Below are 24,076 nucleotides of genomic sequence, written 5' to 3'. Positions count from 1 at the left end.
GTTCACAGGATTCGCCATTGTCCCACCGTGTTCGATTATCTACGTTCTGGGAACAAACGGATAACAACAACAACGACGAATCGATGAGCGACACGACATACGGGGACAGAATGATGCGACAGGATAACTTTGCAAGACGACCACTGGCCGCGGCCATGGCCGGCATTACCGCTGCACTTTGCGCCGCAACGGCTAGCGCGCAGGAGCCGGGTGCCGAGGCGATGGTCGAGGAGGTGGTTGTCACGGGGACCCGGCGCTCTGATCGCTCAATTCTCGAGAGCGCTGTGCCGATTGACGTGATCTCCGAGGACATGTTGATGTCCACCGGTATCACTGAAACCAACCAGTTGCTGAACCGCCTTCTGCCCAGCTTCAATTTTCCGCTGCCCTCCGTCACTGACGGCACCGATCACGTGCGCCCGGCAACGCTGCGCGGCCTGGCCCCCGATCACACGCTGGTTCTGGTGAATGGAAAGCGTCGGCATGCCTCTGCGTTGCTGAACCTGAACGGCTCTGTGGGGCGCGGGTCCTCTGCCGTGGATATGAACATGATTCCCGCCAATGCCATCAAGCGTATTGAAGTGTTGAGAGACGGTGCCGCGGCGCAATACGGGTCCGACGCCATCGCCGGCGTTATCAACATCGTTCTCAAGGATGCCTCTAGCGGCTTCGGCGCGTCGGTCACCTATGGCGAATACGACAGCGAAATGGATGGTACGCCGGGGCTGGGAAGCGCCGCGATCGGGCCTGATGGCGCCCTGCAGTTGACGCAGGGTGGTGATCGGAATGTCAATGACGGCGATACACTGACCGTCCGACTGAACGGCGGCGTTGAGCTCGGTGACGGTGGCTTTCTCAACGTCGCCGGTGAATTCCGTGATCGCGATCCCACCAATCGCAGCGGCTTTGACCCGCGAAACAATTACGCGAGCCTTCCGGATGGTAGTGCCGATCCCAGGGAACTGGATTTTGATCGCATCAATCACCGCTTTGGCAATGCGGATGTCGAGGATATCGCGCTGTTCTACAACGCCGGCGTGCCGTTGAACGATGACTGGGAGCTTTACAGCTTCGGCAGTTACGGTGAGCGTCAGGGCGAGAGTGCGGGCTTTTATCGCCGCGCCCAGGACAGCCGCAACTGGACAGAAATCTACCCGGATGGCTTCCTGCCGCTCATCACTACCGATATCACGGATTACAGCGTGGCCGCCGGTGTACGCGGTGACTGGAATGGCTGGGACCTGGACGCTTCATTGCTGGTCGGTGGCAATGAGCTGGACTATACGATCAAGAACACGCTGAATGCCTCTTTCGGCCCGAGCAGTCCCACGCAGTTCTTCGCCGGTACCTTGATCAATGAGCACCTGGTGTTCAATGCGGGTGCGTCGAAGCTCCTGGACCTTGGCGGTCGCCCGGTCAACGTCGCTTTCGGTGTTGAGTACAGGGATGACACCTACAAGATAGAGGCCGGAGAGCCCGGTAGTTATCAACTCGGTGAGTTTGAAGATCGCGCTGCCGGGTCCCAGGTGTTTCCGGGCTTCACTCCCGAGTCGGAGGTCGATGCCAGTCGCGATAACATCAGTCTGTATCTCGATATTGATGCCGACGTGACCTCGCGCTGGAACGTGGCGGTTGCCGGCCGGTTTGAGGACTATTCGGACTTCGGCTCAACCTTCAACGGTAAGTTCGCCACGCGTTATGAGATTGTGGAGGGCTTTGCCCTGCGGGCATCCACATCGACCGGGTTTCGCGCACCATCACTGGCGCAGCAATCTTTTACCTCTATCGCCACGGTTTTCGTTGACGCCGTGCCGACGGAAACCGGCACCTTTCGCCCTGACAGTGATGTCGCCAGGGCGCTTGGCTCACCGGGCCTGGAGGAAGAGACCAGTATATCCTTCTCGGGTGGCTTCTCGTGGCAGCCACTGGACGGGCTCTCCGTGACCGCAGACTACTTTTACATTGAGATAGATGACCGCATTGTTCTGTCCGAGAACCTTTCCGGTCCGGGGATAGAACAACTGCTGGCAGGTACAGGTGCCAACCGCGCCCGCTTTTTCCTGAACGGCATTGATAGTGAGACCAGCGGCTTTGATGTTGTCGCCACCTACAACCTTGAGCTGGGGGAGTGGGGGTCGCTGCGTCTGAACGGCGGTTATAACTACACCGATAACGAAGTGACTCGCGTACTGCCGCCGCCCGAAGAGCTGGCGCAGGTTGGCGTTACCGAGGACAACCTGTTTGCCCGCCGTGAAGTCACGCGTTTCGAGGATGGAGGTCCGGAAGACAAGATCAACCTGGGGGGGGCGTGGTATTACGACGATCTGACGGTAGACCTTCGCTTCACCCGCTTCGGTGAGACACTCGACCCGGGCACGTCCGCGGAGTTCGATGAAAAGCTGGATGCACAGTGGATCACCGATCTCGAGGTGGCGTATTCCTTCACCCGCAACATATCTGCAGCCGTGGGTGCGAACAATCTTTTCGACGTCTATCCCGATGATACGGTGTCCAACGACCTGGCGGCGGGACTGACGCCCACGACCTTTGATCGCATTTTTCCCTACTCGGGTTTTTCGCCGTTCGGCTTTAACGGGCGCTTCCTGTATGGACGTGTGGCAGTTCAGTTCTAGTTGATGGCGACGAAAAGTGGTTGGGCACCGTCGTCAATCCGGCTGTTGATGCCGTGTTGGCGCCGGTTGCTCCTGCTGGCAGTCTGTGCCGTTCTCGTAAGGCCGATAGAGATTGCGCGGGCCGACGTAACATTGCGGGAACGGGCCAGAACCCACTTTATTGCCATCCCGGAGGTGACTCCTGAAGAGCGCCATGCTCCGCAGGCAACCCTTGGGCGAGCCCTGTTCTGGGACCCCCGCCTGTCCTCAAGTGGCGACACCGCCTGCGCCAGCTGCCATCTGATCGAGGACCATGGCTCGGATCGGCGTGCTCGCTCCACAACTGCCCGCGGCGGCCGGACCGGCTTTCACTCAATGACCGTCTTCAATACGCAGACAGCGGGTGCGGGCTTGCGCTGGCTGGCTGACCGTCCGTCCGGAAAGGCGCAGGCGCTGGGTTCCATTACTGGCTCGATGGGTTTTGATCAGCGGGAGGATATCCTGGCGTCGCTGATCGAGCACGGTTACCGCTCGCGGTTCGCAGCGGCTTTTCCCGATGCCGATGAGCCGCTGGCCGTCGATCATTACGGCGAGGCGCTGGAAGCCTACCAGCGCACCCTGCGAACGCCGGCCCCCTTCGATGCGTGGCTGACGGGCGACGATGCCGCGATGACGCAAACACAGAAATCGGGTCTCAGGCGTTTCATGGATGTGGGCTGCGCCGGTTGCCACAACGGAGAACTACTGGGCGGCCAGTCACTGCAGAAGTTTGGCCTGATGGCGGATTACTGGGCGCATACGGGCTCCGACGAGCCGCATCACGGCGTGATGGAGGTCAGCGGCCGCGACGCGGACCGCGATGTCTTCCGGGTTGCCTCATTGCGCAACGTCGCAGAGACGGCGCCCTATTTCCACGATGCCTCGGTGCCGACGCTGGCGCAGGCAGTTCGCGTCATGTCACGGGTCCAGCTCGGGCGAGATCCTGACGACGGCGCTACAGGGGAGATCGTGAGTTTTCTGACGTCCCTGACGGGTGAGGTGCCCCCGCACTTTGCGCCACCGAAGGCGTTTATCGGTGGACACAAGCCTTGAGTCGCCCGATATCCCGATAGCGGGACGGGATGTCATCCCGCGGTGCCGCGGAGCGCAGATCGCACAGTGTCTTCAGGCCCTTGAGTAATACAGGCAGCGGCGGCCCGCTGGCACTGAGATCTGCCTTGTCCTCGAGGCCAGCGTCCGACGCCGGCTGCACGATATACTTCTCGACCAGTAGTTCATGGTGTTGAACAGCAACCCTGCCATGTGCCTCGCATACCTCAAGGAATGCAGACACGTTGGTCTGGAACCAGTCTTCCCCGGCGTGCTCCTCGGCTTCCTCCAGGAAGCTGTTCAGCAGGCTTTTGCGCCGCATGCAGTCGCGAAGCAGCAGTTGGTCCTCGGGCCGCATGAACAGAAACTTGTCCACAAGCAGCTGGGAATAATAGGGGTCGTCGGCGCGGCACAGGCCGAGCAGGAGATCGATCACGTTGATGCCCGCAAAGTCGCCGGCGTTCGCCCCGCGGTACTCGCGCAGACCGACCCGATGTGGCTTGTAATAGGGCCGGATGCAGAAGAAGAAACGCTGCATATCAAGCGCGGTGAACAGCTCCTGGTTGGAGGCAAAGACGTCCTCCAGGGCTGCCCGGGCAACCCGCAGCAGGTCGAGGGTGACCGGGTGGGACACACCCAGCGGCAGAGAGTGCAGTAGCGCCTCGGCGGTGCGAATGTAGCCGAAAACGCCGCGCGTATTGTAGTCAATGAAAATGCGCTCGTCGTTGAGTGCCGTGAAGGTCTTGTAGACGCCATTGACGGCCCGGTTGTGCGTTTCCAGGTGGCTCGAGGCGAAGCGAGGAACAGCGCCCAGTGAGGCCCCCAGCTGCATGGCCAGTGCGGAGGCTTCTCTCAATGGGGATCGGGTTTCGCGTGCCGGGTCGGTGATGCCGTGGCGCCGGCACGCTGCCATGTAGAACCCCACGTTGCCCAGCAGCTCGAAGCCGTGGTCAAAGCCCTCATCGGTGTTCCCCTCCCTGAGCAATTGCGCAATGTAGTCCCGACCCTCGGTAACCAGCTGCTGCTTGATGCCGTCGCCGACCCCTTCCAGGTTGTCCCGATTCTCCTGGGCGAAGTACAGCTCCTCCAGCGCGGTATTCATGTCGCGGAAGTCCTGGCGTATCCAGTGGTCAAACTTCGATGCGAGGGGCGTTTGCATAGTCCTCCTTGTACGCAGTCATCGCGGCCTGCATCTGCCGCTGGAAGCGAGCGCCAAAGCCTATCAGGTCGGGCCGGATGCTGCCGTGGGAATCGATTGAGCGTGAGGTGAAAAGACGCCATTCGGATTCCGGCGTTGCAGAAGGGCCATCAGGTGCTGCCGGATGGCCGACATGGATATCGAGTTCAAGATCCCGGGCAAGTGCCTGCAGCGCTCCGGTGGGATCCCTGGTGAGCGATTCGTAATGCACCGTGGCCATCGGGTTGGGTAATTCACGCAGCCAGTGCGCCATTAGCCTTTCTGATCTGGCAATAGCCCTGCCTATCGTCCCCAGGCTGTAGCTGTAGCCGTGGCCGGTCTTGAAATGCTTGAAATACAGGGCGACAGCCAGGTCCAGTGGATTCCGCCGACAAAAGACAATCGGTACATCGGGGTGCAGTAGTGACAGGTAGCCAATGCGTCGCAGATTGGCCGGTGAGGTGTCCGTGACATAACGCGGCGGGTGATCGGGCCGTGCGCGATGTGCATAATCGAGGTAGCGGCGCGCGAGCGGCGAGCCATGCGGACTCTGCGTGGCCCTGCGGCGAAGGTCCTCAGCAAGATCGGCAATATTCTTTGAGGTGTCGAGGTCGGACACAAAGCGGCGAACAAACGCCAGCTCGCCCCCGGGCAGAATGCGGACATCCGCTGCCAGCAGCGATTCCACGAGGCTTTTCCCGGAGCGCGGCAGTCCCGCGATGATAATGGCCGGACAGCTCTCGCCGGGGAGCTTTCTGCCCTCCGGGCCACGGAAATGCTGTCGGTTGATCGCCAGCGTGGAGGCCGGGACCATGAACTGTCGCTGCCGGGCACTGAAGCCATTGCCGACAAGGTGGTTGGCACGGCGATAAAAGGTAAAGCCGACATCGTCGCGACCGGCATCCACGGAAATCTGACCCAGCAGGAAGCAGGCACGTGCACGATCCATCTCGTTGCGGGACTCGTTCAACGCTACCGAGAGAATGCGCGCGGTGTCCCGGCTGTCCGGGTGCACGGCCTCGAAGTTCAGCAACCCCCGGTAGGCATCCAGCAGCGAGGGACTGATCCTGAGAGCCTGATGGAAGTGATGAACGGCCTGTCGTGACTCACCCGCACGGGTCAGGGCATGTCCGGCGTACAGATGCAGGCGCGCATTGTCGCGGTATTTCTCAAGGCCCTGAAGGTAGATGGACAGCGCGTTGTCATTGCGCTGAAGCCCCTCCAGTGCCTTGCCGCATAGCGCCCAGACTGCAGGTCCCGCATCAGTGTCATCCTCAAGGATTTCACGGCTGCGCTCCAGGGCAGAAGCGAAGCGCTTCTGCTGGATATCTGCCTGCAGGGCCTCCAGCGCTGCCCGGTCCCCGTCTTTTTGACCCGCCGCTGTCATGCCCGATCAAGTGCCGCCGATGAGTGAATAACGACGCACGTTAGCACACTCCGAGCGGGTCGCGGCATCCCGGGCCCCGTTGCTAAGACCCGGAAGGCGGATGGGTCAGATCCCGTCGTCGGCCTCTTCCTCATCCGTTGTGTCGCCATCAGTCTCGTCTGTTGTTGCATCGTCGATGTCGTCCTCGGAGAGGTCGTCACCGGTCACGTCATCGTCCAGGGAATCATCGTCGGTGACATCGTCCAGCGAGTCGCTCTCGTCGAGATCGTCATCCCCGGAGGTGTCGTCCGATGATTCGTCATCGAAGACTGAATCATCGCAGCTGCTGCTGTCATCCTCGAAGCCACAGCCGAACTCCCGAGTCCCCTCCAGCCGGAGCCGGTCTTCGAGCTCGATGTCATCGGCCACGCCGTCGGCGTCTTCCTTGTCTTCAATTTCAACCAGATCACCGATCTGGAGGAGACTGAAAAAGCTGTCGGCATCCACCGTGTTGTCATCCGCATCTTCGTAGTCGGTATCGCCGATCTGATAGGTGATGCCAAGAAGCGTGATTTCCGAATTTGCCACGAAGGATTCAACGGGTGCCCTGATCACGTCATCGTCGGGGTCATCCCGGTCCACCAGCGTGGCAATCAGTCGATCTCCCAACAGGTAAGCCTCGATTTCAAGAAAGTCACCGCTGCGAACATCGGCCAGGGTCATACGCCTGACCTGGTCGGTTTCATCATCGAATCGGGTGCGAGCGTCTACCAGAACGTCGACTGTGCCGGAGAACAGCCGCAGACTGATTTCACCGGCGCCGGCATCGACATCATCCACGCTGGCTTCAAGCTTGATTCTCCCGCGGCGGGCCTCGACTGCGTCTGCGACCAGCACATTGCCATTCCAGGTGCCGTTTATCTGCACTACGGCGCCGTTGAAGAGCGTGAGGTCGGCGGGACTGAAACCTGCCGATGACGCATCCACCGGTGTGCCGTTGAGTCGAAAATCGGCGTTGCTCACGTAGCGGGACACACTGCCGTGAAGACGCACCGCTTCGCCCTCGGCAAAACGCCCGCCGCGGTTGGGCTCATCCTCGCCTTCCACCTCACTGGCCGTAATGGTGCTGCCATTCAACGTGCCTTCAACTGCCACAAGCAGCCCGTCCTCGAGCCCGCCGCTGTCGATATCGTCCAGCTCTGCATTGCTGTAGTCCACGGTGAGCTCGCCGAGGGTGAAGGTGGTGGCGGTGAGGTTTCGCACCCGGCCTTTCAGTTCCACTTCTGTGCGGCCGGGCTGGAAGCGCGATTTGCGTTCGATCCGTGTCGCGCGCAGCCGGTTGCCCTGGCCGATAAAGCCGGAGACTTCCACCACGTCATCCACGGCAAGGGTGTCAAAGGTCGTGTCGTCAAAGCGCGTGCCGTTGCGCTCGACGATCACGGCGAACCCGAGAACGCGCATGAGCAGTGCATCGCCGTCCGGGCTGTACTCAATACTGGTAACCGGTCCGGTCAGCTCGTCGTCGTAAAGAATGCGTTGTGCGGTGCCGCTGACACCGTCGTCATTGATCTCACCCTGCACGGTAACGACCATGCCCACACTGAGCGCGTCCTCGCCGCGGCTCTCGCCGTCGATGAGCACCTCGGCGTCATCGGTCTCAAACCTGACACCGTTCACGAAAATGCTGCCGAAGCCGTCAATGGTGCCTGTGGTGCTCTGGCCGACGCTGCTGGTGCTGCCACCACCGGTGACCGACTCCGTGGCCGTGTTGCCGACAAAGCCGCCACCGCCACCGCCGCCTCCGCAGGCAGTCAGGACCAGTGCAAGGGCGCTGGCGGTCATGACGGGTTTACCGGTGCTTGTCGTTTTCATGGTTCATCTCCTGATGGCCCTGCCGGGCTTCTCTAACGAATGTCATCACGGGTGTGCAATGAACGCGCGATTCTCAGAATGGGAAAATAATCCCAATTAAGGTCGCTGTCAAGAGTGACCACCTGCCGATTTGCCACCGGGGCCGGCAGGGTTTGCGGTTTGTGTCGTCTTGCGCTGGAGGCGGAGCCGGGATCAGCCAGCTGATCCCGGATGGTCGGGAGGGTGGGAGCGGACTGCCCCGCCCATGCGGCAGGGTCAGTTGTTTTTCTTCTGTGCCTCCTCCATGCCTCGCAGGAATTCACCCATCTTGCGGCCTGCTTCCTCTGGCGACATCTCTTCGTAACCCTCGAACTCCGAGCCCATGTTTTCCATTCGCTCGGCCATCTGCCGCGACGCGCGTTCACCTGCCGTATTGGACAGGATCAGCAGCACGGCGAGTATGCCGAATACGGTGGTGGCGAGTTTGCGCGAGCGTCCATGGACCTGAACGCTGGCCTCGATCATGAGGAAAGCGCCCCAGGCAATGGCAAGAATGTTGCCGACATAAGGAATGATGGAAACGATGCCGACGACAGGATAGATGGCGGCCACCGAGGACTGGCAGCGGAAGGCCGTCTCGTAGTTTTCACCCGAGCCCATGAGCTTCCAGATCACGAACAGGATGGCGGCGCCGATAAAGGCGCCGATCACCGCGGCGATCGGCGTAATGATAAGCGCGGCAAAAAAACCACCGGCCACGACTCCCGTGGTAGCCCCGAACAAGGCCCATACGGCGGAGATAACACCAAGCACGGCGGCCATGATCGCAATGAACACCATGGGCTCCACGAAACCGCCGCTGCGTGGCATTTGTCGGAAATAACCGCCGGGATCGGTGATCACCCATCTGACCTTGCGAATAATCGCGTCAGGATTGAAGGCTGTGTTGTCAGTCATGCGGGTCTCCTTGTATCGTCAGATAGCGTCGGCACTGATGGTGCCCTCGCCGCGGGGTGTCTCGGCATCTGGCCTGGCTACGGTTTGCGCCCTGCCGTCATTGCCGGTAATGTCCCGTTCCCTTTCAGGATGGGTTTCAGGTACTGCATTGATCGCTCCGGACGCCAGCGAGTCATCCCGGCACCGTTCTGCGTTTGCTGAGCCGCTGTACCGACGTTACTTCGTCTCCAGCTGTTTTTCCACATTCGCCGGCTGGCTCCTGCGTTTCCTGCTGGGTTGGAGCGCCTGGGACCTGACTGAATCCGCGTTCTGGGTGGGTGTGGTCGCCAGCCTCATGCTTCTGCCCACCTTTGTTCTATCGCCGATATTCGGCATCGTTTCCGACAGGATCAATCCACGCAACGGGCTGCTCGTCACGCTGACCTGTCAGGCGGCAATTGCCGCGGGCACGGCGCTGACACTGGCGCTTGGCCTGTTTTCCCTGTCGGTGTTGCTCTGTCTCGCAGTGCTGCTTGGGGCAGCCACGGCAGCGCACACACCGATTCGCCTGGCATTGATTCCAAGGCTGGTCACCCGCGATGCGCTGCCCAGCGCCATTGGTTATTCGGCGATTGTCTTCAATACCTCAAGAATTGTCGGTCCAGCGGCGGGTGCGGGTCTGCTTGCCGTGGTTTCAGTGGGTTGGGCGTTTCTGGCGTCCAGCCTGCTTTTTCTCGCGACGCTGCCGGTCATGCTCTCCCTGCGTGTCGGGAAGGCGGCGCATGCCAGTGCTTCGCGTTCCATGGGCGTTGAACTCGCAGCGGGACTGCGCTACGCGAGGCAGCACCGGGGTATCCGTCTGATCCTCGCATTCACGCTGATCAACGGCATGCTCGGACGCACGGCGATCGAGCTGCTGCCGGCGCTGTCGGGCAAGCTCCTGCGCGGCGACGCATCCACACTTGCCATTCTGACCGCCTGCGCGGGCGTGGGGTCGATTGTCGGCGGTCTCATTATTTCCCGGCAAAGCGGCAATGAGACCCAACTGCTGTCCATTGTGATCGGGAGCCTGGTGGTGGGGTCACTGGCACTGATGCTGATCTACGTCCTGCCGGGAACGGTGGCAGTGGGCTTGCTGGTGATGGCGGTCGGCATGATCACAACGATGGTAGGCACAGGTTGTCAGGCGCTGGCGCAGTTGCGTGTGGACGACAGCTTCCGCGGCCGCGTGCTCAGTCTTTGGACAGTGCTGGCGATGGGCACGCCCGCTGTCGGCGCGTTCATTCTTGGCGCGCTGGCGGACGCCTTCGGTTTCGCCCCATCACTGCTGGGGTTTGGTCTGTTCGGCCTGCTGGCGACGCTGTTGCTCGCGCGCAAGCGGCGCTGGCTGATGCAGACAGAGCGCCGCGACGCGTGGCCCCCTGGATGACCCGTCAGTGCAATGCGCGGCTCGGCGGCGCTCGCTCGCTCTTTCCCTCCGGGAACAGGTAGTCCAGTGCCAGGCATTCGGCCGCGAGCTCGCGGGTTCCTTCCATGGTCGTGGACACAAAGTGAGCACACTGGGCCTCGCTGAGACCCGCCCCCATCGGCAGCGTGCCCGCGATCACCAGCTGCGGTGTTGCATCGTCAACGATATCGAGGAACACCTTCAGCGTCGGGTAATTCATGTTGAGCCGGCCCAGATCGGCGCAGACAGCCAGCATGGCCATGGGGCGTATCTCCAGTTCCGTGGTGAACAGGATGCCCCAGTGCTCAAGGAAGATCCGGCTGTCTATCACGCCGTCCACAGACTGCAGGGCCGCGAGGTGCAGGCCCTCGCAATCACCGCAGTGATCGAAGGTCACGTGGGAGTCGGCAAGCCATGCTTCCAGCTGCTTGCGATCGGGTTTCTTCAGGCCTGTCATGGGGGTCGCCGGTGCGAAGTGCATGGGCCTGCATCATACTGCAATCCATGCCGGTGTTTCGAGAGCGGGCTGTGTGTCGCCACCGGGGAATACTTGAGCGACAGCAAAACATACTGTATGTTCAAAATTGTGGAAGAACGTGAAAAGAGGCATTGCCGTGACCGACCTGACGCAATTCCGCGCCGAGGCGCGCGAGTGGCTTGAACACAACTGCCCGCCGACCATGCGCGAGCCTGTGCAAAGCTTTGAAGACTACTACATGGGTGGGCGCAACCCCGAGGTAGCCCACCCCGATCAGCAGCTCTGGTGTGAGCGTATGGCCGGGCGCGGCTGGACCGTACCTCACTGGCCACGGGAGTACGGTGGCGGTGGCCTGGATGCGGAGGAACAGCGTGTGCTTCGGGAGGAGATGGCCCGTATCGGCGCGCGGCGTCCACTGGACAGTTTCGGGATCTCGATGCTGGGACCGGCGCTTCTCAAGTTCGGCAATGAGGAGCAGAAGCAGGAACACCTGCCGCCGATCTGTCGTGGCGAAATCCGCTGGTGCCAGGGCTATTCCGAGCCGAATGCCGGCTCGGACCTCGCCAGCCTTCAGACCCGCGCCGAGGACCACGGCGATCACTACACGATCAACGGCCAGAAGGTCTGGACCTCCTACGCCAACAAGGCAGACTGGATATTCTGCCTCGTGCGCACCGACAACAGTGGGTCCAAGCACGAGGGCATCAGTTTTGTGCTCTTCGACATGGCGTCGCCGGGTGTGACCACCCGCCCGATTCGCCTGATCAGCGGTTCCTCTCCCTTCTGTGAGACCTTTTTCGACAACGTCCGCGCGGAAAAGAAAAATCGCGTCGGCGATGAGGGCAAGGGCTGGGCGATCGCGAAATACCTGCTGACCCATGAGCGGGAAATGATTTCCGGCTTCGGCGCGAGCAGTGGTCCCTCGCCCGGTAAAACGGCACTCGAAACCGTCGGTACGGATGCAGAGGGTCGCCTCGACAACAGCGCGCTGCGCCAGTCCATTGCCCAGTACCAGCTCGACGCGCGCTGCTTCGCCGCCACCATGGCCCGGGTCGGCGATGAAGTGAAGGCCGGCCAGGGTCTCGGCGCTGCGTCGTCAATTTTCAAGTATTACGGCACCGAACTGAACAAGCGTCGAAACGAGCTGAACGTTGCCGTGGGCGGTGAGAACGCCCTGGGCTGGGAAGGTGATGTCTATCGCGGTGGCGAGGCGGCGCGCAGCTGGCTGCGCTCCAAGGGCAATTCCATTGAGGGCGGTACCAGCGAGGTGCAGCTGAACATTGTCGCCAAGCGCGTACTTGGCCTGCCGGACGCGTGAGTCCGGCGATCAGCGGAGAAAAGACATGCTGGTATTGAATGAAGATCAGGTAATGCTCAAGGATGCCGCCGCGGGCTTTCTCGCGGACCGGGCAACGGTGTCACACCTGCGCAAGCTGCGCGATAGTGACGATGAGACCGGATTCGACCCCGCAGTGTGGCGGGATATGGCCGACATGGGCTGGGCGGGAATTGCCATCCCGGAAGCCTACGGCGGGCTGGGCTATGGCTACACCGGCCTCGGTCTGGTGCTGGAGCAGGCGGGGCGCAATCTCAGTGCGTCGCCCCTGGAGTCGAGTGTCCTGGTGGCTGCCACGGCGCTTGCGGAGCTTGGCACCGAGGCACAGAAAGAACATTGGCTGCCGGCAATCGCCAGCGGCGAGAAGATTCTGACGCTGGCACTGCAGGAGAACGCCCATCATGCGCCACTGCGCACGGCCCTGCGTGCCACTCGGCACGGTGAACATGTCATCCTGGAAGGCAGCAAGTGCCTGGTGACGGATGCCCATGTCGCCGATGCCTTTATCGTGATTGCGCGCAGCGAGGGGCGGCCCGGCGCTGAGCACGGTCTGAGCGCTTTCCTGGTCGAGGCCGGCGCGCCGGGTGTGCATGTGGAGCGTCGCCACCTGGTCGATTCGCGTAACGTCGGCGTGCTGACGCTGCATGACGTACACGTTGACAGCGACAACGTCATTGGCGATATCGGAGCCGCCTGGCCGGGGCTGTCGCGCACACTGGACATTGCCTCGATCGGCCTGTCGGCGATGCTGCTCGGGCTGGCCACGGAGGCGTTCGAGCGCACCGTTGCCTACCTGGGCGAGCGCAAGCAGTTCGGCAGGGTCATCGGATCCTTCCAGGGTCTGCAGCATCGCGCCGCGCACCTGTTCGCCGAGCTTGAGCTCTCGCGCTCCATTGTGCTGCAGGCGCTGCAGGCGATCGACGCGGAAGATCCGGAGCTTCCCCTGCTGGCGAGCGCGGCCAAGGCCAAGCTGTGCGAGGTGGCGACGCTCTCGACCAATGAAGGAATACAGATGCACGGCGGCATTGGCATGACGGACGAGCACGAGATCGGCTTTTTCATCAAGCGTGCACGGGTGCTTCAACACCAGTTCGGTGACTACAACTATCACCTCGACCGCTTCGCGCGCCTGAGCGGTTTCTGATGCCACTGCATCCGCAGCTGGTCGCCTTCGAGGAAGAGGTCGCCCGTCTGACGGCGCCCGGGCAGCCCTTCGCACTGAATACCGCCGAAGTGGATGGCGTCGAGTATCGTAATTACGCTGCAATGCCTGTCAATATGGGGCAGTATTTCCAGCTCATGCGGCGTCATGCCGAGAAAGAGTTCGCTGTCTACCAGGGCGAGCGGCTGACCTATGCGCAGGCCTGGTCACAGTCGGCAGCGCTGGCGACGGCGCTGCGTGAGGATTACGGCGTTGCGCCCGGCGATCGCGTGGCAATCCTCAGCCGCAACAATCCGCAGTGGATGATCAGCTTCATGGCCGTGCTGTCGATCGGTGCGGTGGCTGTGCCAATGAACGCCTGGTGGACGACGGAGGAACTCGACTACGGACTTCGCGACAGCGGCGCACGTCTTGTGGTGGCTGACCGGGTCCGTGTCGGGCGACTGGCGCCGCTGGTGCAGCCGCTGGCGCTGCGCCTGATCGGGATTGATGACTGCAGCGGGCTCGAGGTCACGGCCACCCCGTTTGCCGATGTTGTCGCCGCTCGCGCCGGTGCGGCAATGCCCGAGATTGCGGTAGCGCCGGACGACTACGCCACCATCATGTATACCTCGGGCTCTACCGGCCACCCCAAAGGCGCGCTGTCCTCACACCGCGGTATTCTGTCGGCACTCTACAGCTGGATACTCATGGGTACGGTCACCAAGACGCTGTCGCCGTCGGCGAAAGACGCGCCATCGCTACCGGCCTGCGGCCTGCTGACCATTCCCCTGTTCCATTGCACTGCCAGCCACTCAGCCTTTCTGCTGTCCCTGATTACCGGCCGCAAGCTGGTCATCATGTACAAGTGGGATGTCGAGGAAGCGCTGCGCCTGATCGAGGTGGAAAAGGTGACCTGGTTTACCGGTGTGCCAACCATGTCGGCGGAGTTGCAGGCGGCGGCGCGAAAATCGAGCCGCGATCTTTCCTCGCTGACGGAGATTTTCGCCGGCGGTGCAGCGCGGCCTCCGGACCAGGTGGGCAAGATCCAGGACGCCTTTCGCAAGTCATCCCCCGGCATCGGCTACGGTCTGACCGAGACCAACGCGCTGGGCGCGGTGAACAGCGGTGCCTTCTACCTGGCCAATCCCCACAGCACCGGGCGGACGGTGCCTGCCGTGACCGATATTGCCATCCTCGATGATTCGCAGCGACAGCTGGCTGCGGGTGAGCACGGCGAGGTGTGCATCCGCTCACCGGCCAACTGCCGCGGCTACTGGAATCGACCCGAGGCAAGCGCTGAGGCCTTCCGCAACGGCTGGTTTCACACCGGCGACATTGGCTATCTCGACGACAGCGGCTTTCTTTACATCGTCGATCGCAAGAAAGAAATCATCATCCGCGGGGGGGAGAACATCAGCTGTCTCGAGGTCGAGGCGGCGATCTATCGGCACCCGGCGGTGTTCGAGGTTGCCGTTTTCGGTCTGCCCGACGAACGTCTGGGCGAGGCAGTGGGAGCTGTCATTGTGCTGCAGCCCAACAGCGTACTTGACCCGGCCGCCCTGCACGAACATCTCCACGGTCATCTGGCGGCTTTCAAGCTGCCCGGACATGTGTGGTTCACCCATGAGCCACTGCCACGAATCGCGTCGGGGAAGATCTTCAAGCGGGAGCTGAAATCCCGGTATTCCGACCTGCTTGCGGCCGGTGCCTCATCGGCGTCCCCGAAGCCGACCCACCTGACAAACGGAACAACCCAGGAGTAACAACGATGGATCTTGGCATTTCAGAGAAAGTGGCGCCGCTGCTCGAGCGGGTAAAGCAATTCATCAGCGAGCACATTGAGCCGGTCGAGGCGGAATACATGGCGCAAATCGCGGTGGGGGACCGATGGCAGTTCACTGATCGTCAGATCGAGATCATGGAGGGACTCAAGCGCGAGGCCCGGGCACAGGGTCTGTGGAACTTCTTCCTGACGGACGGAGAGCACGGTTCTGGCCTGACGACGGTAGAGTACGCCTACCTCGCCGAGGAGATGGGCAAGTCGCACATCGCGGCGGAGGTGTTCAATTGTGCGGCGCCGGACACCGGCAATATGGAAGTGTTGCACAAATACGGCAGCGAGGCGCAGAAGGCTGAGTGGCTTGAGCCGCTGTTGGCGGGTGAAATCCGTTCGGCCTACGCCATGACCGAGCCGGGCGTTGCCTCCTCCGACGCGACCAACATCAGCACCAGCGCAGTTCTGGAGGGCGACGAGTGGGTAATCAACGGCGAGAAGCACTGGATCTCCGGCGCCGGTGACCCGCGCTGCAGGATCATGATCGTCATGGTCAAGACGGATCCGGAGGCGCCGAAGCACCAGCAGCAGTCGCAGATCCTCGTGCCTCTGGACAATCCCGGTGTTGAGATCATCCGGCCAATGCAGGTGTTCTCGATGGATGACGCACCGCACGGCCATATGCACCTGCGCTTCAATAACGCGCGGGTGCCTAAGGACAACATCATTCTCGGTGCCGGCCGCGGCTTCGAGATTTCCCAGGGCCGCCTGGGGCCGGGACGCATACATCACTGCATGCGTGCCCTGGGCGCGGCGGAAAAGGCCCTCCGGCTCATGTGCGAGCGCGCGACGACACGGGTGGCCTTCGGCAAGCCGCTGGCCCGTCTCGGCGGCAACATTGACATCGTTGCCAATGCGCGCATGGATATCGAGCAGGCGCGTCTGCTGACGCTCAAGGCGGCCTGGATGATGGACAACGTCGACCCGCGCGAGGCAAGGGTGTGGATCTCCATGATCAAGACCGTCGTGCCCAACGTCACCATCCGCATTGTCGACGAGGCGATACAGATGTTTGGCGGACTCGGCGTTTCCCAGGATACACCGCTGGCGGGTATGTACATGGCGCAGCGCACGCTGCGCCTCGCCGATGGTCCGGATGCCGTGCACCGTATGGTTGTGGGCCGCAACGAGCTGAAAAAATACGCTGGACAACAGGACGTCAACGCCACATTCCGGGATGGCTGACGCCAGTCCCGGTGGCCCGGCCAAGGTCCGGACCTGAGGCGAACCCTTTATGACAACACGGAGATAACGACAATGGCAGTAACGACAGTGCCCAAGGCTGACATGCTGAAGCAGAAGGGCGTGAAGTTTCCGCCCGGCCCCTGGGTCACCATAGACCAGGCACGCATCAATGCCTTTGCCGACTGCACGGAGGACCACCAGTTCATTCACATCGACGAGGAGCGCGCGGCGCAGACCCCCTTCGGGGGCACGATTGCCCACGGCTTCCTCACGCTGTCTATGCTGGTCAAGATGAGCGAGGAAGAGGGCGTGTTCCCCGAGAACATGGTGATGGGTATCAACTACGGCTTCGACAAAGTGCGTTTTCTCGCGCCGGTGCGCGCGGGCAAGCGCGTGCGCGTGCATTCCGAAATTCTCGATGTCACGCAGAAGGATGACAATCGCTTCCTGATCAAGTCGAGCGTGACGGTGGAGATTGAGGGCGAGGAGACGCCGGCCCTGGCGGCAGAATGGCTGTCCATGGTGGTATGCGCCTGAAGCAGGCATCAACGAACAAGAGGAAGCAGGAATGACGATTCGATATGACGGTAAAGTGGCTATCGTGACCGGTGCCGGCCAGGGCCTGGGGCGCTGCCACGCCATCGAGCTGGCGAAGCGCGGTGCGAAGGTCGTGGTCAATGACCTTGGCAGCAGCAAGGACGGCACCGGCGGTTCGAGTGACGCAGCGCATGCTGTCGTCGCCGAGATCGAGGCCGCCGGCGGTGAGGCGATCGCCAACGGCGCCAACGTGGCGAAGGAAGAGGAAGTGAAGGCCATGGTGGCCCAGGCCATGGACCAGTGGGGCCGTATCGACATTCTGGTCAACAACGCCGGAATCCTGCGCGACAAGAGCTTCAGCAAGGGCAGCATGGAGGATTTCCGGCTGGTGGTCGATGTGCACCTCATGGGCACGGTCTACTGCACCAAGGCCGTCTGGGACATCATGAAGGAGCAGGAATATGGCCGCATTGTCGTGACGACATCGTCGTCCGGTCTCTACGGCAACTTCGGGCAGACCAACTATGGTGCTGCCAAAATGGGGGTTGTCGGGCTGATGAACACCCTCGTTCAGGAGGGCGCCAAGTACAACATCCGCGTCAACGCCCTGGCGCCGACCGCAGGCACGCGCATGACCGAGGGCCTGATGCCGGAAAAGGCCTTTGAGCTGCTGACCCCGGAAACCGTCACGCCCGCCGTACTCTACCTGGTCAGCGAAGACGCGCCCACGCACACCATTCTGGCTGCTGGCGCCGGCAGCTTTGCCGTGGCCCGGATTGTCGAGAGCGATGGCCTGTGGCTGTCACCCGAAGAGCAGACGCCCGAGGGCATTGCGGCGCACTGGGATGCCATTGCGGCAAGCGATGGCGAGCGTGCCCTCAAGGCGGGTTTTGAGCAGACCGGGAAAATGATCGGCAAGGCCGCAGAGGGTCTGGGCATCAAGCTGGACTGAATCACGCCGGCGATGGCGCCGCGACAAGGAGAACATCATGAGAGAAGCTGTCATTGTATCGACCGCCCGCACCCCGATTGGCAAGGCCTACCGGGGCGGGTTCAACAATCTGCCGGGCGCGACCCTGGGCGCGGCATCTGTCGCTGAAGCGGTGCGCCGCGCGGGTATCGATCCGGCACAGGTAGAGGATGTGATCATGGGTTGCGCACTGCAGCAGGGCTCGACGGGACAGAACGTCGCCCGCCAGATTGCGCTGCGCGCGGGCCTGCCGGTCTCGGTTCCCGGGATGACGCTGGATCGCCAGTGCTCATCCGGACTCATGGCCGTTGCCACCGCGGCCAAGCAGATCCTGCACGACGGCATGACCTGCGCGGTCGCCGGCGGCCTCGAGTCCATCTCGCTGGTGCAGAACGAGCACATGAACGTGCATCGCATGGTGGACGACGAACTGGTCGCCATGCATCCGGATATCCACATGCCCATGCTGCAGACGGCGGAAGTGGTGGCGAAGCGTTACGGCGTTTCCCGCGAGCAGATGGATGCGTACGGCCTGCAGTCACAGCAGCGCACGGCGGCCGCCTATGAAGCGGGACGTTTTGACGATGAGCTGACCCCGGTCACCTGCACGCGCATTGTCTGGAACAAGGAAACCGGTGAGCAATCAGAGGCAGAGGCGACGGTATCTGCCGACGAGGGCTTGCGCGCAACCACGGCCGAGGGACTGGCGGGCCTGAAAACGGTGATCGAGGGCGGCACGATTACCGCCGGCAATGCCTCACAGCTCTCCGACGGGTCGTCTGCCCAGGTGCTGATGGAGGCGGGCGAGGCCCAGCGACTCGGGCTGACACCCCTAGGCTATTATCGTGGCATGGCTGTTGCCGGCTGTGAGCCGGACGAAATGGGCATTGGCCCCGTGTTCGCTGTGCCCCGGCTGCTCAAGCAGCACGGCCTGTCGGTGGGCGATATCGGTCTGTGGGAGCTGAATGAGGCGTTCGCGGTTCAGGTCATCTACTGCCGTGATCAGCTCGGCATAGATAACGACACATTGAATGTCAATGGGGGCGCCATTTCCGTTGGCCATCCCTACGGCATGAGTGGCTCACGCATGATCGGCCACGCGCTGATCGAGGGTAAACGCCGGGGCGTCAAATATGTGGTGGTTACCATGTGTGTCGGTGGCGGTATGGGGGCCGCGGGCCTGTTCGAGGTAGCCTGAGCCCCGATAAACCCGACAGACGGCGCTTCAGGGCGCTGTTTCTTCATTCAGCGACAGCGCGGTAGCGCAGGGGAAAAACGATGAAAGCGTTGGTATGCAGGGAACATGGCGGTCCCGAAAAGCTGGACCTGGTGACGGACTGGCCGGAGCCGGAGCTCGGGGAGCACGATGTTCTGATCGACGTGAAAGCCGCCGGCCTCAATTTTCCGGACGTGCTGATCATCCAGGGCAAGTACCAGATGCAGCCGGATCTGCCGTTCATCCCGGGCGGTGAGTGCGCCGGCGTAGTCAGCGCAGTGGGCGACAAGGTGACCCGCTTTTCCGTCGGCGAAAGCGTGATTTCCATGGCCGGCGTGGGCGCCTTCTGCGAGCGGATTGCGGTGAACGAAAACGGTGTTTTCCGCAAGCCCGAAGCGCTGAGCCATGTTCAGGCGGCAGGGGTCTCGGTGACGTACTTTACGTCCTACCACGCGCTGAAGCAGCGGGCCAACCTGCAGCCCGGCGAGACCCTGCTGGTGCTGGGCGCGGCTGGTGGCGTGGGCGTCACCGCGGTCGAGCTGGGCAAGCACATGGGTGCCCGGGTGATCGCAGCGGCCAGCAGCGACGAGAAACTGGAGCTGTGCCGCAAGCTGGGCGCGGATGAGGTTATCAATTACAGTGAGGTCGATCTCAAGAACGCCATCAAGACGCTGACCGACGGCAAGGGCGTGGATGTGGTCTACGATCCGGTCGGCGGTGATTTTTCCGAACCGGCGATACGCGGCATGGCCTGGAAAGGCCGCTATCTGGTGGTCGGCTTTGCCAGCGGCCCCATCCCCAGCATTCCACTCAACCTGACGCTGCTCAAGGGCTGCTCTATCATGGGGGTCTTCTGGGGGCGCTTTACCAGTGAGGAGCCGCAGGAGAACCTGCGCAATATCGAGGAGCTCTGGGCCATGTTCGAGTCCGGCGAGTTGAAGCCGGTTATCACGGATATCTACCCCCTCGAGGACTACGCCAAGGCCTATGACTGCATGATCCAGCGTCGCGCCCGCGGCAAGGTCATGCTGACGATGGACTGAAAACGGAAGGCAACGCCATGACAGCGTACACGTTCACGACCGTCGCGCGGATTGTCAGTGCCCCGGGCGCCGCCCTGGAGCTGGACGGACTGTGTGCGCCTCTGGGAATCCGCCGCCCACTGCTGGTCACCGACCCCGGTCTGGTGAGTCTCGGTCTGGTGCAGCCGCTGTGCCACGCGCTGGAGGCGGCGGGCCTTGAAGTGGTGCTGTTTGACCAGGTAAGGGAGGACCCGCCGGAGTCGGTGGTCGAGGCCGCGGTCGCCCTGGCCCGGGAGCAGGCGGCGGACGGGGTCATTGCCGTTGGCGGCGGTAGTTCCATGGATGTGGCAAAGGTCGCTGCGGCGCTGCTGGATGGACGCCAGCCGCTGGCCACAATGTATGGCGTGGAGCAGCTGCGTGGTGGACGCCTGCCGCTGATTCTGGTGCCGACCACAGCCGGCACCGGCTCCGAGGTGACGCCGGTGGCGGTGCTGACCACCGGCGAGACGACCAAGGCGGGAATTTCATCCCCGGTGCTGCTGCCCGACATTGCCGTTCTCGATCCCGACCTGACGCTCGGACTGCCCCCCGCGGTAACGGCGATGACCGGCGTTGATGCCATGGTGCACGCCATCGAGGCCTACACCTCGCGGCTCAGGAAAAACCCGATTTCCGACAATCTGGCGCGCAGCGCCCTGTCCCTGCTGTCGCGCAATATCCGTACGGCGGTTCACGAGGGAGGCAATCGCGAGGCGCGCAGCGCCATGCTGCTCGGTGCCATGCAGGCGGGGCAGGCCTTCGCCAATGCGCCGGTCGCGGCGGTACATGCCCTGGCCTATCCTCTGGGTGGGCACTATCACATTCCCCACGGCCTGAGTAATTCACTGGTGCTGCCAAGCGTACTGGCCTTCAATGCGCCGGCGGCGAGCGGCCTGTATGCGGAGCTGGCGGAGCTGGTGGTCGGCAGGCCCGTTGCGGGCAGCGACGAGGCGAAAACCCAGGCACTGATTGATGCACTGCGTGAGCTGATCGCCGATGTCGCGCTGCCCGCCACCCTGGCGGCCGCGGGCGTCCGGGAGGATGCCATCGACCGTCTGGCAGAGGATGCCATGCTGCAGGAGCGCCTGCTGGTGAACAATCCCCGCGAGCTCGCACTGGAGGATGCTCGAGCGATCTACCGTGCAGCCTATGGTGATCCGGCGTGAAGGAGCAGGGCGCCGGCTCGCGAGCGGATTATGGGCATTTCTATCCGCTGGATACCCGCTGGTCCGACAACGATATCTACGGGCATATCAATAACGTCATCTACTATTCCTATATCGACTCGGTGGTGAACCGCTTTCTGATTGAGGAGGGCGGCCTCGATATCAGCGGCGGTAATGTTGTGGGCTTTGTCGTGAGCTCGGGCTGTGACTACCTGAAGCCCGCGGCCTACCCCGATGCACTGGACGCCGGCCTGCGCGTCGATCACCTGGGCAACAGTTCGGTCCGATACGGCGTGGGGATTTTCCGCCGGGGCGAAGACAGTCCCTGTGCCCGCGGCTTCTCCGTACACGTGTTTGTCGCGCGCCCCGCCAATCGTCCGGTGCCGTTGCCCGAGACGCTGCGCCGGGCATTGCAAACCCTGCTAGTCGACTGATCGGGCGCTGCGCTGGCCCAGCGCGAGCACCAGCAGTGCAAGGAAAAAAATCAGCGCCGCAAACAGCGGTGCCAGGGCTGGCTCCACCTGGTACAGCAGTCCTCCACAGAGGGGGCCGGCAACGAAACCGATCGCCGGGCAGGCGGCGATCAGCCCCGCGGCACCCCCCTGTTCGTCCGCGCTGACCGCCAGTGAGGCGCCGGCAATGATGGCCGGCATGGTCAGCCCGAGCCCCGCACCCAGAAACGCCATGCCCGCCGCGAGTAACAGAAAGGCGCTGCCGCCGCCGAGTATGGCGGCGCCGACCAGCATCGCCAGCAGCCCCAGCCGGATGAAGGTCCCTGGCTGCAGCTTCAACCACTGCATGGCGGTCACCTGGACTGTGAACGTGAAGATGGCCGAGACCATCAGGGCGGCGCCGGTCATTTGTGCGGTAGCGATGCCGTCCAGTTCCAGCGTGTCCTGAACCAGAAAGCCGAGAGTCTGCTGGATGGCCGAAAAGCCGGTGAAAAGTGCTATTGCGGTCAGCACGTAAGCGCGCAGGCGGGGATCACTGAAGCGCAGTCGGGCGGGCCCTTCCCGTTTCCGTCGATCGCGGGGCGGGGTGATCGGCAGCATGCGCCAGACCAGCAGGGCAGCACAGGCTGACAGCGCTCCCGCAAAGTAAAGCGGCGCCAGCAGACCGAAGGCCGCGAGTGCGCCGCTGACGGCGGGACCCAGGATCATGCCCAGGCTGTTCGCCGTGCCCAGCTTGGCCATGGCGCGGGTGCGGCCGGCCGGGGATGTGTGGTCAGCGGCGTAGGCGGTGCTGGCGGGACCCGCGGCTGACATCACCAGCGACTGTGCGCAGCGTGCCACCAGGGCAACGACATAAAGGGAGAGTCCGCCAATCATGCCGGCAAGGCCGGCGTAGAATACGGAGGTGAAGATCAGTGTGCCGATGGTGTAGCCGATAAGACCGACGATAATGATCGGCTTGCGGCCCACGCGATCACTGACCCGGCCCCAGAATGGTGATGCCAGGCCGAAGGCCAGTGCCGACAGGCTGATGATCGAGGTGATCTGCAGCTCGCTAAGTGCCACCTCGCGCCCGAGGGGGGCGAGGATGGCAAACACCAGCGACTGGCCGATACCGGTTGCCATAAGGGCGGTAATGAGAACCGCCGTGTGGCGCCACTGCAGGGTATCGCTCACTCTGCGGCCTGACCCAGCCTGCCGAGCCCTGGCAGCATGTGCGGATACCGCGCCGGGAAAAGTCGCGCCAACAGGTCAATGACGCGCGCGTCCCGCCCTATCAGCAGGCGCGGCTGACGCCGCTCAATGGCCCGGATGATCCGGGCTGCAGCCTTCTCGGGCGTCGTGCGCGCCAGCGGCTCGAATAGCGCCGCCCTGTCATCGGCTGACAGGCCGGGTTCACCGCCGCGACCGTTGCGGGCGATGTTGGTCCTGACGCCGCCGGGGTGCACGCAACAGGTGTGAACACGGCTTGCTCTGAGTTCCTGGCGCAGTGACTCGGTGTAGCCACGCACGGCGAACTTTGAGGCGTTGTAGGCAGACTGCGTAGGGACACCGATAACGCCAAAGATGGACGACATGTTGATCAGGTGTCCCCGGGGCGCTGCCTGCAGCATCGGCAGGAACGCCAGCGTGCCATGGACGACTCCCCAGAAATTGATGGCCATCAGCCACTGCACCTCGGCATAGTCACAGGCGTCGACCCGCGAACTGTAGGCGACCCCCGCGTTGTTGATGACAATATCGATGGCGGCATGATCCCTGTGACCGTGATGCTCACTGATCTCTCTGGCCCAACGGTCAACGGCGCTCTTGTCGGCGACATCAATCGATCGCTGATCGGCGGGCACCTCTTTGCGGGGCAGGTCTGTCACGGTTGCCGCCAGACCCGCGTGGTCGATGTCGCCAAGGAAAAGCGCACACCCCTGACGGTTCAGCTCGATGGCAAGTGCGCGACCGATGCCGGAGCCCGCGCCGGTAATCACAGCGGTTTTCCCGGTGCAGTAACTCATGATCAGCGTGTCCCTGTTGTTGGGGTGGTGCCCCCATCTTAAAAAACCCGAACGCGGACGCAACTGTTTTCGCCAGGGTTTTCCCGGCTGCCGCGACCGGCTCCGGGTGGGTCCTCATTGTCGCGCCCGCTCACCATCTATCGCTGGACAGCAATCCCCTGATCACCTACACTCGCGCCCCAAATTGTGTGCACGGGTCTGGCAGGGAGC

20 protein-coding genes are annotated in these 24,076 nt (G+C 62.5%); 13 read left to right on the top strand and 7 right to left on the bottom strand.

Annotated features, from left to right (window positions below):
• Positions 1 to 110: 110 nt before the first annotated feature.
• Positions 111 to 2,633, top strand: coding sequence for a TonB-dependent receptor plug domain-containing protein (locus tag EV688_RS11985; RefSeq protein ID WP_117318479.1), 2,523 nt, complete (start codon positions 111 to 113; stop codon positions 2,631 to 2,633).
• A 66-nt stretch (positions 2,634 to 2,699) separates the two neighbouring features.
• Positions 2,700 to 3,704 carry a cytochrome-c peroxidase gene (locus EV688_RS11980; RefSeq protein WP_162883933.1) on the top strand — a complete coding sequence of 335 codons (1,005 nt, stop codon included), beginning with the start codon at positions 2,700 to 2,702 and terminating at the stop codon, positions 3,702 to 3,704.
• Here the strand turns inward: EV688_RS11980 and EV688_RS11975 are convergent.
• From EV688_RS11975 to EV688_RS11960, 4 genes are all read right to left on the bottom strand, one after another.
• On the bottom strand, positions 3,682 to 4,860 hold the full coding sequence (locus EV688_RS11975) for a PrnB family protein (protein WP_117318483.1): 1,179 nt from the start codon (positions 4,858 to 4,860) through the stop codon (positions 3,682 to 3,684). The two genes, EV688_RS11980 and EV688_RS11975, sit on opposite strands and share 23 nt — an antisense overlap.
• Positions 4,832 to 6,265, bottom strand: coding sequence for a tetratricopeptide repeat-containing sulfotransferase family protein (locus EV688_RS11970; RefSeq protein WP_117318485.1), 1,434 nt, complete (start codon positions 6,263 to 6,265; stop codon positions 4,832 to 4,834). Before EV688_RS11970 ends, EV688_RS11975 begins: the two co-directional genes overlap by 29 nt.
• Before the next feature lie 105 nt (positions 6,266 to 6,370).
• A complete protein-coding gene (locus EV688_RS11965) occupies positions 6,371 to 8,116 on the bottom strand; it encodes a DUF5666 domain-containing protein (RefSeq protein ID WP_117318487.1) in 1,746 nt (581 codons plus the stop codon).
• Positions 8,117 to 8,371: 255 nt separating this feature from the next.
• Positions 8,372 to 9,052, bottom strand: coding sequence for a YIP1 family protein (locus EV688_RS11960; RefSeq protein ID WP_117318489.1), 681 nt, complete (start codon positions 9,050 to 9,052; stop codon positions 8,372 to 8,374).
• 148 nt (positions 9,053 to 9,200) lie between these two features.
• Here EV688_RS11960 and EV688_RS11955 point away from each other — a divergent pair, with 148 nt between their 5' ends.
• The gene (locus tag EV688_RS11955) at positions 9,201 to 10,460 is read left to right on the top strand and encodes an MFS transporter (RefSeq protein WP_205686662.1); all 1,260 of its coding nucleotides are present in this window, start codon (positions 9,201 to 9,203) and stop codon (positions 10,458 to 10,460) included.
• Between the two features lie 4 nt (positions 10,461 to 10,464).
• On the opposite strand, the gene EV688_RS11950 is transcribed toward EV688_RS11955, so the two are convergent.
• Positions 10,465 to 10,935: a type III secretion system chaperone family protein gene (locus tag EV688_RS11950; protein ID WP_117318493.1), complete on the bottom strand. Its 471-nt coding sequence runs from the start codon at positions 10,933 to 10,935 to the stop codon at positions 10,465 to 10,467.
• A 157-nt stretch (positions 10,936 to 11,092) separates the two neighbouring features.
• On the opposite strand from EV688_RS11950, the gene EV688_RS11945 reads away from it, so the two are divergent.
• From EV688_RS11945 to EV688_RS11900, 10 genes are all read left to right on the top strand, one after another.
• Positions 11,093 to 12,274 (top strand): acyl-CoA dehydrogenase family protein, encoded by a 1,182-nt coding sequence (locus EV688_RS11945; protein WP_117318621.1) that lies wholly within the window; start codon positions 11,093 to 11,095, stop codon positions 12,272 to 12,274.
• 25 nt (positions 12,275 to 12,299) lie between these two features.
• Entirely contained in the window at positions 12,300 to 13,436 is a 1,137-nt protein-coding gene (locus tag EV688_RS11940) for an acyl-CoA dehydrogenase family protein (RefSeq protein ID WP_117318495.1), read from the top strand.
• Positions 13,436 to 15,199: a class I adenylate-forming enzyme family protein gene (locus tag EV688_RS11935; protein WP_117318497.1), complete on the top strand. Its 1,764-nt coding sequence runs from the start codon at positions 13,436 to 13,438 to the stop codon at positions 15,197 to 15,199. Before EV688_RS11940 ends, EV688_RS11935 begins: the two co-directional genes overlap by 1 nt.
• 5 nt (positions 15,200 to 15,204) lie before the next feature.
• The gene (locus EV688_RS11930; RefSeq protein WP_117318499.1) at positions 15,205 to 16,455 is read left to right on the top strand and encodes an acyl-CoA dehydrogenase family protein; all 1,251 of its coding nucleotides are present in this window, start codon (positions 15,205 to 15,207) and stop codon (positions 16,453 to 16,455) included.
• 72 nt (positions 16,456 to 16,527) lie between these two features.
• Positions 16,528 to 16,992 carry a MaoC family dehydratase gene (locus EV688_RS11925; protein WP_117318501.1) on the top strand — a complete coding sequence of 155 codons (465 nt, stop codon included), beginning with the start codon at positions 16,528 to 16,530 and terminating at the stop codon, positions 16,990 to 16,992.
• Positions 16,993 to 17,023: 31 nt separating this feature from the next.
• Positions 17,024 to 17,944, top strand: a complete 921-nt coding sequence (locus EV688_RS11920; protein WP_117318503.1) for an SDR family NAD(P)-dependent oxidoreductase — start codon at positions 17,024 to 17,026, stop codon at positions 17,942 to 17,944.
• 37 nt (positions 17,945 to 17,981) lie between these two features.
• Positions 17,982 to 19,160 carry an acetyl-CoA C-acyltransferase gene (locus tag EV688_RS11915; protein WP_117318505.1) on the top strand — a complete coding sequence of 393 codons (1,179 nt, stop codon included), beginning with the start codon at positions 17,982 to 17,984 and terminating at the stop codon, positions 19,158 to 19,160.
• An 80-nt stretch (positions 19,161 to 19,240) separates the two neighbouring features.
• On the top strand, positions 19,241 to 20,221 hold the full coding sequence (locus EV688_RS11910) for an NADPH:quinone oxidoreductase family protein (protein WP_117318507.1): 981 nt from the start codon (positions 19,241 to 19,243) through the stop codon (positions 20,219 to 20,221).
• A 17-nt stretch (positions 20,222 to 20,238) separates the two neighbouring features.
• The gene (locus tag EV688_RS11905; RefSeq protein WP_117318509.1) at positions 20,239 to 21,405 is read left to right on the top strand and encodes an iron-containing alcohol dehydrogenase; all 1,167 of its coding nucleotides are present in this window, start codon (positions 20,239 to 20,241) and stop codon (positions 21,403 to 21,405) included.
• Positions 21,402 to 21,839: an acyl-CoA thioesterase gene (locus EV688_RS11900; RefSeq protein ID WP_117318511.1), complete on the top strand. Its 438-nt coding sequence runs from the start codon at positions 21,402 to 21,404 to the stop codon at positions 21,837 to 21,839. Before EV688_RS11905 ends, EV688_RS11900 begins: the two co-directional genes overlap by 4 nt.
• Here EV688_RS11900 and EV688_RS11895 read toward each other — a convergent pair.
• Complete coding sequence (locus EV688_RS11895; RefSeq protein WP_205686663.1) at positions 21,828 to 23,033, bottom strand: MFS transporter; 1,206 nt, start codon at positions 23,031 to 23,033, stop codon at positions 21,828 to 21,830. The genes EV688_RS11900 and EV688_RS11895 overlap by 12 nt on opposite strands.
• Positions 23,030 to 23,866, bottom strand: coding sequence for an SDR family NAD(P)-dependent oxidoreductase (locus tag EV688_RS11890; protein WP_117318513.1), 837 nt, complete (start codon positions 23,864 to 23,866; stop codon positions 23,030 to 23,032). Before EV688_RS11890 ends, EV688_RS11895 begins: the two co-directional genes overlap by 4 nt.
• Between the last annotated feature and the right edge of the window lie 210 nt (positions 23,867 to 24,076).

It is taken from the genome of Chromatocurvus halotolerans, from assembly GCF_004340525.1.
GTDB lineage: Bacteria > Pseudomonadota > Gammaproteobacteria > Pseudomonadales > Halieaceae > Chromatocurvus > Chromatocurvus halotolerans.
This window is presented reverse-complemented; position numbering and strand designations above follow the sequence as displayed.

Coding starts and splice junctions, on each gene's coding strand:
- EV688_RS11985 (WP_117318479.1), top strand. CDS start 111: ATGATGCGACAGGATAACTTTGCAAGACGACCACTGGCCGCGGCCATG.
- EV688_RS11975 (WP_117318483.1), bottom strand. CDS start 4,860: ATGCAAACGCCCCTCGCATCGAAGTTTGACCACTGGATACGCCAGGAC.
- EV688_RS11970 (WP_117318485.1), bottom strand. CDS start 6,265: ATGACAGCGGCGGGTCAAAAAGACGGGGACCGGGCAGCGCTGGAGGCC.
- EV688_RS11965 (WP_117318487.1), bottom strand. CDS start 8,116: ATGAAAACGACAAGCACCGGTAAACCCGTCATGACCGCCAGCGCCCTT.
- EV688_RS11960 (WP_117318489.1), bottom strand. CDS start 9,052: ATGACTGACAACACAGCCTTCAATCCTGACGCGATTATTCGCAAGGTC.
- EV688_RS11950 (WP_117318493.1), bottom strand. CDS start 10,935: ATGACAGGCCTGAAGAAACCCGATCGCAAGCAGCTGGAAGCATGGCTT.
- EV688_RS11940 (WP_117318495.1), top strand. CDS start 12,300: ATGCTGGTATTGAATGAAGATCAGGTAATGCTCAAGGATGCCGCCGCG.
- EV688_RS11935 (WP_117318497.1), top strand. CDS start 13,436: ATGCCACTGCATCCGCAGCTGGTCGCCTTCGAGGAAGAGGTCGCCCGT.
- EV688_RS11930 (WP_117318499.1), top strand. CDS start 15,205: ATGGATCTTGGCATTTCAGAGAAAGTGGCGCCGCTGCTCGAGCGGGTA.
- EV688_RS11925 (WP_117318501.1), top strand. CDS start 16,528: ATGGCAGTAACGACAGTGCCCAAGGCTGACATGCTGAAGCAGAAGGGC.
- EV688_RS11920 (WP_117318503.1), top strand. CDS start 17,024: ATGACGATTCGATATGACGGTAAAGTGGCTATCGTGACCGGTGCCGGC.
- EV688_RS11915 (WP_117318505.1), top strand. CDS start 17,982: ATGAGAGAAGCTGTCATTGTATCGACCGCCCGCACCCCGATTGGCAAG.
- EV688_RS11910 (WP_117318507.1), top strand. CDS start 19,241: ATGAAAGCGTTGGTATGCAGGGAACATGGCGGTCCCGAAAAGCTGGAC.
- EV688_RS11905 (WP_117318509.1), top strand. CDS start 20,239: ATGACAGCGTACACGTTCACGACCGTCGCGCGGATTGTCAGTGCCCCG.
- EV688_RS11890 (WP_117318513.1), bottom strand. CDS start 23,866: ATGAGTTACTGCACCGGGAAAACCGCTGTGATTACCGGCGCGGGCTCC.